The 12,565-nt window shown below is 65.4% G+C and carries 10 protein-coding genes; 3 read left to right on the forward strand and 7 right to left on the reverse strand.

What is annotated here, in order from left to right; genetic code table 11:
• Positions 1–118: 118 nt before the first annotated feature.
• The 5 genes from XH85_RS29120 to XH85_RS29140 all read right to left on the reverse strand — a co-directional run bounded on the left by XH85_RS29120 (position 119) and on the right by XH85_RS29140 (position 7,060).
• A complete protein-coding gene (locus tag XH85_RS29120; RefSeq protein WP_092218533.1) occupies positions 119–1,273 on the reverse strand; it encodes an ABC transporter substrate-binding protein in 1,155 nt (384 codons plus the stop codon).
• Between the two features lie 77 nt (positions 1,274–1,350).
• The gene (locus tag XH85_RS29125) at positions 1,351–2,550 is read right to left on the reverse strand and encodes a xanthine dehydrogenase family Fe-S subunit (RefSeq protein WP_128934571.1); all 1,200 of its coding nucleotides are present in this window, start codon (positions 2,548–2,550) and stop codon (positions 1,351–1,353) included.
• Positions 2,547–3,383: an FAD binding domain-containing protein gene (locus tag XH85_RS29130; RefSeq protein ID WP_128934572.1), complete on the reverse strand. Its 837-nt coding sequence runs from the start codon at positions 3,381–3,383 to the stop codon at positions 2,547–2,549. Before XH85_RS29130 ends, XH85_RS29125 begins: the two co-directional genes overlap by 4 nt.
• Positions 3,380–5,773 (reverse strand): xanthine dehydrogenase family protein molybdopterin-binding subunit, encoded by a 2,394-nt coding sequence (locus XH85_RS29135; protein ID WP_128937459.1) that lies wholly within the window; start codon positions 5,771–5,773, stop codon positions 3,380–3,382. The genes XH85_RS29130 and XH85_RS29135 overlap by 4 nt, the downstream gene beginning before the upstream one ends.
• Positions 5,774–5,782: 9 nt before the next feature.
• Entirely contained in the window at positions 5,783–7,060 is a 1,278-nt protein-coding gene (locus XH85_RS29140) for an amidohydrolase/deacetylase family metallohydrolase (RefSeq protein ID WP_128934573.1), read from the reverse strand.
• Between the two features lie 158 nt (positions 7,061–7,218).
• On the opposite strand from XH85_RS29140, the gene XH85_RS29145 reads away from it, so the two are divergent.
• The 3 genes from XH85_RS29145 to XH85_RS29155 all read left to right on the forward strand — a co-directional run bounded on the left by XH85_RS29145 (position 7,219) and on the right by XH85_RS29155 (position 10,366).
• Entirely contained in the window at positions 7,219–7,713 is a 495-nt protein-coding gene (locus XH85_RS29145; RefSeq protein ID WP_245473210.1) for a MarR family winged helix-turn-helix transcriptional regulator, read from the forward strand.
• A 288-nt stretch (positions 7,714–8,001) separates the two neighbouring features.
• The gene (locus tag XH85_RS29150; protein WP_164940853.1) at positions 8,002–9,420 is read left to right on the forward strand and encodes a cytosine permease; all 1,419 of its coding nucleotides are present in this window, start codon (positions 8,002–8,004) and stop codon (positions 9,418–9,420) included.
• A gap of 22 nt (positions 9,421–9,442) precedes the next feature.
• A complete protein-coding gene (locus tag XH85_RS29155) occupies positions 9,443–10,366 on the forward strand; it encodes an acetamidase/formamidase family protein (protein ID WP_128934574.1) in 924 nt (307 codons plus the stop codon).
• A gap of 43 nt (positions 10,367–10,409) precedes the next feature.
• Here the strand turns inward: XH85_RS29155 and hydA are convergent, their stop codons facing one another.
• Positions 10,410–11,831 (reverse strand): dihydropyrimidinase, encoded by a 1,422-nt coding sequence (hydA, locus tag XH85_RS29160; RefSeq protein ID WP_208758153.1) that lies wholly within the window; start codon positions 11,829–11,831, stop codon positions 10,410–10,412.
• The gene (locus XH85_RS29165; RefSeq protein WP_128934576.1) at positions 11,831–12,562 is read right to left on the reverse strand and encodes a maleate cis-trans isomerase family protein; all 732 of its coding nucleotides are present in this window, start codon (positions 12,560–12,562) and stop codon (positions 11,831–11,833) included. The genes hydA and XH85_RS29165 overlap by 1 nt, the downstream gene beginning before the upstream one ends.
• Positions 12,563–12,565: the final 3 nt, after the last annotated feature.

A 12,565-nucleotide genomic window follows, 5' to 3' on the forward strand; every position in this document is an offset into this window, starting at 1 on the left:
CCCGAGTGACCCGTAGTTCGGCGAGAGCGGCGCTGTACCACCCTCGCCTTTGACGAAGCCGTTATTGTTTGAGCATGATCTTGCCGGAAAACCGCTTCACACTTTTCCCGATCATCCTCTAGAGCGTCTTCAACTCGACCTTGCCGTCGTTGATCTCGATGAGATAGACGTTCGGCTGGCTCTGCCCGCTCTCCTTGCCCTCCGGACCGGACTTGCGGAACACGATATCGCCGTTCAGTCCCTTGATATTGATGTCCCAGAGCGCCGCCTTGATTGCGGCTGGCTCGGCCTTGCCGGCCTTCTCGATCGCCGCCGCCGCAGTGCGGATGCCGTCATAGCCGCGAAAACTCTCGGTGCAGCCGGCGAACTCGAAACCGCGCTTCTTCCATTCCGTGATGAAATAGTTGGTGGCTTCCGGATTAGGCGTCTTGTCCGGGAACCACGGCAGGAAGGTGGTCAGATGCATGGTGCCGTTGGCGGCGGCACCGGCCTGGGCGATGATCTGGTCAGGGTTCTGCGAGCCGCCCGTGGTGATGATGCGCTTCTTCAGGCCCAGCGCGGCCGCCTGCTTGAAGATCAGGGTGAGCTGATCGACCGCTGTCGTGACGATCACCGTCTCGGAATCCGAGCTCTTGATCTTGGAGAGCTGCGCGCTCATGTCCTGCGCGCCCTGGTCCATGGTCTCGACGAGGCCGATGCTGATGCCCTTGTCCTTCATCATCTTGCTGAAGTCCTCGGCCGTGCCCCGGCCCCAGTCGTTGTTGATGACGAGGAAATCGACCTTCTTGAGCGCGAGCTTGTCGACGATGCCCTTGAACGCGGCGGCCTCGACCGCCGAGGGCGGCGAGATCCGGAAGATGAAGGGATTTCCCGTCGTCGTGATCTTGCCTGAGGACGAGGTTTCCACGACCATCGGGGTCTCGTATTCCATCAACTTGGGCATCACCGCGAGCGTCAGGCTCGAGCCCCAGGCGCCCATCAGCACCGGCACCTTGTCGCTGGTGATGAGTTTTTCGGCGACGGCGGCAGCTTCCGTCGGGTTGCTCTTGTTGTCCTCGATGACGAGCTCGATCTTCTTGCCCAAGATGCCGCCCTTGGCGTTGATCTCGTCGGCGGCGATCTTCGCGCCGTTGACGACATAGGTCCCGGAGGCCGCGAATGCGCCGGTGAGCGGCTCATTGACGCCGATCTTGATGGTCTGCGCCCCTGCCGTGCCGCCGAACAAGGCCGTCGCAAGTGCGATGGCCGGAACCAGCCCGAGTGCTCGTGTCATGTTGTCTCTCCAAATCCCACGCTGTTGATATCCAGGCTCGTACAAGGCTTCGTCACTCCGCGGCCCCAGCACGCCGATCATTCCGCGCCACCTTTTCCAGTGAAGACGCGACCAAACATGCGCGCCAGCCGGGCGCGCAATATGTCCGAGACAATCGACCAGCCACTGAGCTCTGCCGCGGCCACCTGCCCCGACGGCGCGCCGGACATGTGGCGGTCGAGATTGCCCGCGAACTCCGCAACGAGGCGCTTGGCAAGATCCCGCACCAGGCCGGGCCGGCCGACCTGCGCCAGCATTCCCGTGAGCGTGTAGCCGATCGAGAGTTCGACGGCGGTCGCCGCGCCGCCTTCAAGCGGAAGCAGGCGATAGCGGACCTCTCCTTGCGTCGCCGAATGGCTGCGCTGGTCGGTGCCGACGCCGACGATGCGTCCCGATCGTGTTGCGGGATCGCGTTCGACGCGCGCGGCGCCCTCGAACGACGCCGCGATCGGCCCGAGCCTGACGCTGATCATGCCCTCCACGCGCTCCGGCGTTGGCGGCGCCGTCAGAGATACCCCGGGCAGGCAGGATGCAATACCGGCGATATCATCGAACATCGCAAACACCTTTGTGGGTGCGTGCGGCAGCGTGAAGCTCTGATCGAGAACGGTCGCCGGAATGAAATCGGAAATTCTGGCCGGTGCGGCGCCGTCTGATGCCGGCACTGGGACCTGCCGCGCAGGCCTCGGCTCGTCACCGCTGAACGTGGCTCGCCCCGATCCGGCGGGGCCGAGACTGGTCCGGCCGCCATCGGCAAGCGGCGCTATGTTGCGCGCACGCCTTGCCTCGATGACGGACTGGACGGCCCGCACAATCCCCACATAGCCGGTACAGCGGCAGAGATTACCGCTGAGGCCGACACGGATGCGCCGCTCATCGGCATCGGGCAGACGCAACACCAGGTCGCGCGCCGAGACCAGCATCCCCGGGGTGCAATAGCCGCACTGAAGGGCATGCTCGCGGGTGAAGGCTGCGCGCAACTCGGTCGTGACCTCGTCCTCATCGAGCCCTTCGATGGTGGTGATGTCAGCGCCCGCGCAGGCCACGGCATAGGTGATGCAGGAGCGCGCCGGCACGCCGTCGAGCAGCACGGTGCAGGCGCCGCAGACGCCGTGCTCGCAACCGAGATGGGTGCCGGTCAAGTCCAGCTTATCGCGGACGAAATCGGCCAAGCTGGTCCGCGGCTCGGCCGAGAGTTCGACCGCACGGCGATTGACCTGAAGCGCAATCGTGGTCATGCCGCGGCCTCCAGGACGGCGCGCTTCAACACGCTGACATGGATGTGACGCTGCGCGGCGTCGTCGATGCCGGCTTTGGTCAGAAGGCCATCCGCGACGCGAGCGTCAAAGCGCTGCTTGTAGTCGGCCGCGATCCGCCCGCCGAACAGCTCGGCGGCATCGGTGACGACGATCGGCGTCGTGTCAATCGCACCGAGCACGACACGCGCCGAGGCAGCAACTGGATCGATCAGTACCGCGCCGATGGCGTGGGCGAACTCGCCGGTCTTGCGACAGCTCTTGGCATAGCCCCAATGGGCCGAGACCGCGCGTGACGGGACGTGAATCGCCTCGACGATTTCGCCCGCATGCAGCGCCGATTCCAGGGCGCCGACGACGAAGGCCTCGATCGCCATCGTGCGAGCGCCGGCAAGGCTGCGCAGCGTCAGGCGCGCACCCAGGGCGGCCAGCGACGAAATCCAGTCAGCGGCGGGATCGGCATGACTGAGCGAGCCGCCGATCGTGCCGCGGTTACGCACCGCGCGGTACGCAATGTTGGCGGCGACGCCACGCATGGCCCCGCGGGTCACGTCGGCCGTGCGCCCGTCCTCGATGTCGGCATGGGTGACCAAGGCGCCGAGCACGAGTTCGCCACGAGAAACCTCGGCCCGCTTGAGTTCAGCCAGACCGGAGATGTCCACGATCAGCTCCGGCTGCACCAGCCGCAGATTGAGCATCGGTCCGAGCGACTGGCCGCCGGCGATGATTTTTGCCGAACCGCTGCTTGCGGCCAGCATCGACAGCGCGGCGTCGAGATCGCGCGGACGCTCGTAACTGAAGGGCGCCGGTTTCATGCCACGCTCCTTTCGGCCGCGCGTGCAGCAAGCACGGCTTCGATGACGCGATGTGGCGTGATCGGCGACTGCATCAGCTCGACGCCGAGCGGACGCAGCGCGTCGTTGACGGCGTTGGCGATGGCGGCCGGCGGCGCAATCGCACCGCCCTCGCCGATGCCCTTCACGCCGAACTGCGTATAGGGCGACGGCGTTTCCATGTGATCGAGGCGCGCGGCCGGCACCTCGGTCGGGCCCGGCAGCAGATAGTCGGCGAGCGTCGTCGCGAGCGGCTGGCCGGAGGCATCGAACGGCATCTCCTCGTAGAGCGCGGTGCCGATGCCCTGCGCCAGACCGCCATAGATCTGGCCGTCAACGACGAGCGGATTGACCAGCACGCCGCCGTCTTCGACGATCACATAATCCAGAATTTCGACTTCGCCGAGATCAGGATCAACTGCGACGACGGCCGCATGCGCGGCATAGCTGAAGGTGCCGCTGTCGCGCACCGGCTTGTAGCCTTGCGTCACCTCCAGCCCGCCGGCATCGACGTCGGCCGGCAGGTCTTGCGGACGGCGATACCAGGTGTGGGCGATCGCCTTCAGGCTGACACTGCCGTTGACGCCGCGTACCTCGCCGTTCTGCAACACCACCGAGGCCGGGTCATGCTGCAACAGCTTCGCGCCGATGCGCCTTGCGCGTTCGCCAAGTTCGCGGCAAGCTGTCGCCACTGCGCCCCCGGCCATCACCATCGAGCGTGAGCCCCAGGTTCCGGTCGAATAGGGCGTCATCGCGGTGTCGCCGAGAATGATGCGGATCTTTGCAACGTCGACACCGAGGATCTCGTGCGCGACCTGGGCAAGCGTCGTTTCCATGCCCTGCCCGTGCGAATGCACACCGACGCGCAATTCGAGGCCGCCGTCCGGCGTCAAGCGTGCCGAGGCCTGCTCATGACCCGGCACCATGGGGATGCCCCAGCCGGAATAGACCGAGGTGCCGTGCGCCGCCTGCTCGCAATAGATGGAGACGCCGACGCCGATGCGGCGACCGTCAACCTCGCCCAGGCTCTGTTTGGCACGAATGGACTCGATGTCGATGGCGGCGAGCGCGCGCCGCATCGCTTCCGGGTAATCGCCGCTGTCAAAGTGCTTCCTGGTGATGTTGTCGAACGGCATCTGCTCCGGCCGCACCAGATTGCGCAACCGGACTTCGCCGGGCTCGAGACCGGCTTCGGCCGCCACGACATCAAGCATCAGCTCTAGCGCGAAGCAGACGCCGGTGCGCGCGACGCCGCGATACGGCAGGATCGGGCATTTGTTCGTAGCAACCGAGAAGGTGCGGCAGCGATAGGCCGGCATCTTGTAAGGGCCGGGCAAAATGCTCGCGATCTGCGCGGCCTCGAGACAGGCCGAGAACGGATAAGACGAGTAGGCCCCGGAATCCACGGTCGCCTCGCAATCGATGCCGCGCAGCGTGCCGTCACGGTCCGCATAGACCGTGATCCTGTAATGATGCTCGCGGCAATTGGAGCTGGCGACGAGATGCTCGCGGCGATCCTCGGTCCAGCGCACGGGATGGCCGGTACGCATGGTCAACCAGGACAGGCAGACCTCTTCGGGCAGCAAAATGCCCTTGTGACCGAAACCGCCGCCGACATCGGGCGAGACCACGCGGATCCTGCCCTCCTCCATGCCGAGGCATTCGGCAAGGCCGCTGCGGGTGATGTGCGGCATCTGTGCCGCGGAATGCAGCGTGAGCTGATCCAGCCGCCGGTCGAACGTCGCAACCACGCCGCGGCCTTCGAGCGGCGACATGCATTGCCGCGCCGTCGCGATCTCGCGCGTCACCTTGATCGGCGCATCGAGCGCGGCGGAGATGTCGACCTCGTAATTGGTCTCGAGGAAGATGTTGTCACCCCAATGCTCGTGCACCAGCGCCGAGCCGGGCTCGCGCGCCTTCAACATGTCGTAGACCGCGGGAAGCTCCTCCAGATCGAGCGTCACGGAGGCCGCGATGTCCTCGGCCTCGGCGCGCGTCGGCGCAAGGCACATCGCAACGAGCTCGCCGACCTGGCGCACCTTGCCGGTGGCCAGCACCGGTTGTTCGGATACCTTGAAGCCCGGCAGCCCTGATACCGCGCGGATCGGCTTGATCCCGACGAGATCGGCCGCCGCGAACACGCTGCCGCGATAACGCTCGGGCACGTGGATGCCGCAAATGCGCGCATGCGCCATCGGGCTGCGCACGAAGGCGACGTCCTGAAGGCCTGCCAGCCTGATGTCGGCGACGTATTGGCCGCGGCCGCGCATCAGGCGGTCATCCTCCTTCCGCGGCAGCCGTGCGCCAACGCCCTGACCGGACTTGCCAGAAGGAAACTCTAGCTCGTTGCGCACGCCGGCGTTCTCCCTCACCACGCGGCCCTATGCCGCGACGGCCTGCGGCAGGATCGGTGCGACCGAGTCGAAGCGCGTGCCGGCGCGCAGGCAGAAGGCCGGCTGCAGCAAGCGCTCGGCGATGACCTCGTTCTTCTCGTTGTCAGTGAGGACGAAGCGGCCGTTCTTCTCCGTGAGCACGGAGACGTCGGCACCCATGCCGACCTTGAGCGCGCCGATCTCCTCGCTGCGGCCGAGCATCTTTGCGGGATTGGAGGTGACCATCGGCACCACTTGCTCGAGCGACAGGCCGAGCGCCATCATCGAGCTCATCGCCTGGACCAGGCTGAACTTCGCCTGCCCTGCGAATGGGTGGTTCTCATCGTCCTCGTGCTGGTCCGGCGTGCCGGCCGGTGCCGGCACATGCGTATTGTAGCCGTGAATGTCGGCGCCCAGCGTGGTCGGGATGATGCCGGCGGCGATCGCCTTCCTCGCAAGCCGGTACGAGAAGTGGCTGCCGTGACCGACGTCGACCTTCAAACCGCGATCGAGCGCCGCCTGGATCACCGGATGCACCTCGCCCTCGCGGTTGACGAACCCGCCGGGATGGCGCGTGAACGGATGGGCGAGAATATCGCCTTCGCGCAAGAGCGGGATCACGCGCGTGAGGATGGTGTCCGCATCCTCGCCATTGGCGCCGCTCTCCGGCAGGCCCCAAAGCTGGCCGAAATGCACATAGACCGGGAGATCGGCGCGGCGGCCGATCTCCGCCGCCATCTCGATGACGCGAATTCCCCAGCGCGCGAAACCGCCGATCTCGGCATGGGCCTTGATGCCGCGCACGATGTCGAGATTGGCCGCCGCCGATTTGACGGTCGCATCGATGTCGACGCCGTCGGGACTGTAGAGTTGCGGATAATAGTGCCCCTCGAGTCCGCCGACGAGATAGGCCGACAGAAAGGCATAGACGCGCGACGTTGCGGGCTCGGCGATGAAGTGACGAAAGCCGGGCAGCGTCATGCAGGACGGGCCGCCCTGGTCGACCAGCGTCGTCACGCCCGACTGAACGCCGACCATGTCGGGATTCATGCCGAAGCGGCCAGAGACATATTGATAGACATGTGCATGGGTGTCGATCAGCCCGGGCAGCACCAGCTTGCCGCTGACGTCGACGACCTCCTTGGCGCTGGTCGGCAGAATGTCGGACGCGACGGCTGCAATCCTGCCGTTGCGGATGGCGACGTCCTTGATGCCATCAACGCCGGAGACCGGACAGATCACGCGACCGCCTCGCAGTAGAAGGTCGAAGCTGGCAGTAACGGACATGGGCGCTCTCCTCTCCTTGAACGAGCGACCGGCATCGCCCGAATTACGAAGCATGCTTCGCATTTTGACAAAAGCAAGCTTCGTGCCATGATCCAGCGGTGGCGAGCGGGTTCGAATCGAGCTAAGCGCGGCAGGGATTTGGATTGGGAGAGTGTGCATTGCGGCAGGCGAAGACACGTCGCGGCGGGAGCAGGCACCGCCCCTGGCCCTTGTCGCAACGACCCGGATATCTGATCCGCCGGCTGCACCAGATTCACGTCGCACTGTTTCAGGAGGCCTGCGGCGCGTTCGAGATCACGCCGCTGCAATACAGCCTCCTCTCGGCGCTGGCGGTGCGCGAAACCGCCGATCAGACCACTTTGGCGGCCGATATAGCCCTTGATCGCACCACCACGACCGGCGCATTGAAGCGTCTCGCGGCACGAAACTTGGTCGAGCGCGCGGTCAACAAGGACGATCGCCGGGCGCGCCTGTGCCGATTGACGCCGGCCGGCGCAGCCTTGCTGGTCAAGATCGAGGGCGCGGCGCGACGGGCGCATCGCGCGACACTGGGGGATCTCAGCGAGCGGGAACAGGCGCAGTTCATCGAAATGATGCAGCGCATCGTGGCCGGCCACCCCAGTCGCGACAGTGCCACTGCCTTATTCGACTAGACGCAGCTGCCGCGCTTTTGGGTTGGGCTGCTCAATTTATCATCGTACCGCTGCTCAGCCATGCAACGTCCCTTGCCTCTCGCCCACGGGCTCGCGCAGAGGATCGCCACCTCGTAGTTGCGGCGGCCAGTTCACACGCGAGGTCGAAGCGCGCTTGAGAATCCAACAGCAATCCGACGCAGCGACGCTGCATCCCGGCATCCATGCGGGCCCTGCTCCGGCCGGCCACAACCGATGGCACGATTTATGCTGCGATGATGCGAAGCGTGCTTCGTATTGGGGGATGTCATGACGGATTCCGAACTTCGCGCTGATCTTCACAGCATCGAGCCAATTCCCGACGCGGACCGGGACTCAACCGGGCCGCAGCAGATGTGGATCTGGGCCGGCGCCAACATCGCGCCGGTGAACTGGGCGCTCGGCGCGCTCGGCATCATCCTCAAGCTTGGCCTGATGGAGACGATTGCGGTCATCGTGCTCGGCAATATCGTCGGCTGCGCGATCTTCGCGACCTTCACGGTGATGGGGCACAAGACCGGCGTCAATCAGATGGTGCTGAGCCGGTCCGCGTTCGGGGTCCGCGGCGCCTACCTGCCGAGCATCCTGATGTTCCTGATGACGCTGGGCTGGATCGGGGTCAACACCTACTTCCCGGTCAAGATCTCGATGGGCATTCTCGGGCAGTTCGGCGTTCCCGACACATGGCCGGTCGAGATCGTCGTCATCACGCTGGTGATGGCCGTGCAGGTGCTGATCGGAATCTACGGCTTCTACGCGATCCGCACCTTCGAGAAGTACACCGTGCCGCCGACCATCGCCATCATGGTGCTGATGAGCGTTTTGGCATGGACGCGCCCGGGCGTCGTCAACTGGAACTTGACGACCTCGCTGCCTCCGGGTGCACATCTGGCGATGCTGACGCTGCTGACGACCGCGATCGGGGTCGGCTGGGGCATTTCCTGGGTGACCTGGGCCTCCGACTATTCGCGCTTCGTGCCGAAAAGCGTGCCGTCGAAATCCGTCTTCTGGTACAGCTACGTCGGCATGTTCGTGCCCACGGTCTGGCTCGGCATTCTCGGCGCGACCATCGCCTCGACGACGCTGGATACCGATCCCGCCAAGATGGTGAGCGCGGTGTTCGGCGGGCCGGTCAGCATCCTCGTGCTGCTGATGGTGTTGCACGGCCCGATCGCCACCAACATCCTCAACGTCTATTCGGCGACATTGGCAGCGCTGAGCGCGGGGCTGAAGTTCTCGCGCTTCTGGCTCACCGTCATCGTCGGCGTCGCCGGCTATCTGGTCACGCTGTATTTCATCTTCGCGCCGTCTTTCGCGAAAGCGTTCGACAACTGGATGATCAGCCTGTTGCTGTGGATGAGCCCGTGGGCCGGGGTGGTGCCGGCCGACTTCTTCATCAAGCGGAAGGGCAAGATCGACATCGCCGAGCTCTATCGCTCGCCGGAGACCAGCGCCTATGGCGACATCAACTGGGCCGGCATGACCGCGTTCTGCGCGGGCTTGGTCGCCGGATGGCTGGTGGAAGACGGCCTCGTCGGCGCGCTGCAGGGGCCAATCTCGATCAATCTGCTCGGCGGCGCCGATCTGAGTTGGCTGTTCGGCATCGGGGTTGCGGGCCTCGTCTATCTCGGGCTCGGCAAGTTCTCGACCTCACCCTCCTCCATCGTTGCGAGCGGCGCAGGCAGATAGCAGCGGCAGTGACGGTGGAGTCATGGACCACGTTCTGCGATCCATTCCCGAAAACGTCCAGTGGGGACTCTGGGACGGACGATTGAAGCCGGTGCTCCGGATCGCATCCGGAGACCGGGTGACCATCGAGACCCTCTCGGGCGAGCCGGACGATCTGCCTGATCCGTCGTTCGGCTTTGACATCGTTCCCGGGCATGCGGAGGTGCTGGCAAGCACCTTTCGCGGTCCGGGGCCGCACCTTCTCACCGGGCCGATCCACGTCGAGGGCGCCGAGCCCGGCGACGTGCTGGAAGTGCGCGTGCTGAGTATCGAACTACGCTGCAATTGGGGCTGGAACCTGCAGGTGCCGATGCTCGGCACGCTGCCCGAGGATTTTCTCCACATTCCGCTTGACCGCGCGCGTAACGTGGCGCGCCTGCCTTGGGGACAGGAGCTGCCGCTGTCCCCCTTCTTCGGCAATTTCGGCGTCGCGCCGCCGCCGGGCTGGGGCCGGCTGTCGTCGAAGGAGCCGCGGGCGTTCGGCGGCAACATGGACAACAAGGAGCTCGGCGCTGGCAGCACGCTTTATTTTCCTGTCTTCGTGCCGGGCGCGCTGTTCTCCGCCGGCGACGGCCATGCGCTCCAGGGCGATGGAGAGGTCTGCCTGACGGCGATCGAGGCCGCGCTCACCGGCACCTTCGAATTCCACGTCCGGCGCGATCTTCGCCTCGCCTCCCCGCGCGCGGAAACCGCGGTCGACTGGATCACGATGGGATTCGATGAAGACCTCGACGATGCGGCCAAGGCGGCGCTGCGCGACATGATCGCGCTGATTCGCGAGAGGAGCGGCCTCAGCGCGCAGGACGCCTATACGCTTTGCTCGATCGCCGCCGACCTCAGGGTTACGCAGATGGTCGACGGCAACAAGGGCGTCCACTGCGTCCTGGCAAAATCCCGCATGCCCTGAGCGCGTCCTTCGCCAGACCAGGCGCCGCGCGAGCTGCGCCTGGTCAGATCAGGCTCGACTTGCCGCGGCTCAGCACCTCACCCGAGCCTTTGTCGCCGACTATCTCGCCCTGGTCGTACACGACCCGGCCGCGTGCAATTGTGGTGACGGGCCAACCGGTGACATCAAAGCCTTCCCAGGGCGTATAGTCCGCGCCGTGGTGAAGATCGGCCTGCTGAATCTTCTTCCTCAGCTTAGGGTCCCACAGCACGATATCGGCATCAAAGCCGACGCCGATCGAGCCCTTGCGCGGATAGAGGCCGTAGATGCGGGCGTGGTTGGTCGCGGTCAGTTCGACGAACTTCTGCAGCGTGATGCGTCCCTTCGAGACGCCCTCGGAGAACAGTATCGGCAGCCGCGTCTCGACGCCGGGGATGCCGTTCGGCACCCAGCGGAACGAGGTGCGGGCGTTCGGCGTCAGCTTGCCCCTGGGATCGTCGTAGCGGAACGGGCAATGATCGGACGAGAACGTCTGGAACACGCCGGTCGTGATTCCTTCCCAGATCGCCTGCTGGCTTTCGACATCACGGGGCGGCGGCGAGCAGACATATTTCGCACCGGTGATGTCCATGTTCAGGCCCTTCATATCGTCGGCCGTGAGCGTGATGTATTGCGGGCAGGTCTCCGCATGCACGGGTAACCCGCGCTGTTGCGCCCAGCGCACCTGCTCCATCGCCTCGCGTCCGGAGACGTGAACGATCATGATGGGCACGCCGACTATCTCGGCGTGACTGATGGCGCGATGCGTCGCCTCGCGCTCGACAGCCTGCGGACGTGACACTCCATGATAATAGGGCGCGATCTGGCCGTCGCGTTCCAGCTTCGCGGTGAGGAAGCGGATGGCGTCGTAGCCCTCGCAATGGACCATGACCAGAGCTTTCTCGCGACGCGCCACATCGAACACCTCGAGCAGCTGCTTGTCGCTAAGCACGAGATCGTCATAAGTCATGAACACCTTGAACGAGGTGTAGCCGTCCTTGACGAGGGCCGGCAGCTCCTGGCCGAGCACGACGGCTGTCGGATCAGAGATGATCAGGTGAAACGCCGTGTCTATGTAGCACTCGCCCGCGGCGAGCTTGCGGTAGTCCTCGACGCAGGCGCGCAGCGAGGTGCCCTTCTCCTGGAGTGCAAAGGGCAGCACCATGGTGTTGCCGCCGGCCGCAGCAGCGCGCGTCGCCGACGCAAAGTCGTCGGCCATCACCACGTCAGGTCCCGACGGCTGCGAAATGTGAACGTGGCTGTCGATGCCGCCCGGCAGCGCGAGCAGCCCCGTCGCATCAATCTCGCGTGTCGCGCCATCGACGTTGTCGGCAATGCTGACGATACGGCCGTCCCGAATGCCGATATCAGCGCGAAACTCGTCGCTGGCCGTCACGATGGTGCCGCCGCGGATGGCAAGATCGAGCTGCGTCACTGCCGTCTCCATCACCTGATGACTGGGGCTGTCCGGAAGATCCGGCCCCACTCTGAAAGGGTGTTGATATCGCCGCCGGCGAGGCTGAGGGTCCGCCATAGCGTCACTGCGACCGAGTCCAGCACGGCGATATCCAATTCCCGTTCGAGCGAGGCCGCAAGCCCCGCGCCGTCGAGATTGGTGCAGAGGATGACGACGGCATCGGCGCCCTCGGCAGCGACGGCGTGGATCATGCCGGCGATCACCCTCGGCTCGACCTCGCCAAAGGAAAAATTGTCGCGCAGGCCGAGATGCCGCTCCGTGTGCGGAGCGATGCCCGCCTCGGCCCAGACGTGTCCGATCCGGCGCTGCACGTCGTCCGTGTAAGGCGAGACTAGGCCGACGCGTCTGGCTTGCAGCGCGCGCGCCGCGTCGATGCAGGCCAACGTCGACGTCGTCGCCGGCACGCCTGTGCGCGCCTTGATCGCTTCACACAGGCTCATGTCACGCTGGATGCCCAGCCAGCTCGCGGACGTGCCGTTCCAGGCGATGGCGTCGACCTTGGCGTCGGCGAGCAGATCCGCCGCCGGCAGCATCACCGAGGCGTCGAACTGGCTCAGCGCGGCGGCGTCGAGCGCGATCTCGGTGACACGGAAACGCGAGAAATGCGCCGTGACGCCGGAGGTGCCGGCCAGCACGGCGCTGGTGACGGGCTCGAGCACGGAGTTGGAGGACGGCGTGATCATGCCGAGGCGCTTGCGCATGGC

Origin of the sequence: Bradyrhizobium zhanjiangense, assembly GCF_004114935.1 — a bacterium.
Classification (GTDB): domain Bacteria; phylum Pseudomonadota; class Alphaproteobacteria; order Rhizobiales; family Xanthobacteraceae; genus Bradyrhizobium; species Bradyrhizobium zhanjiangense.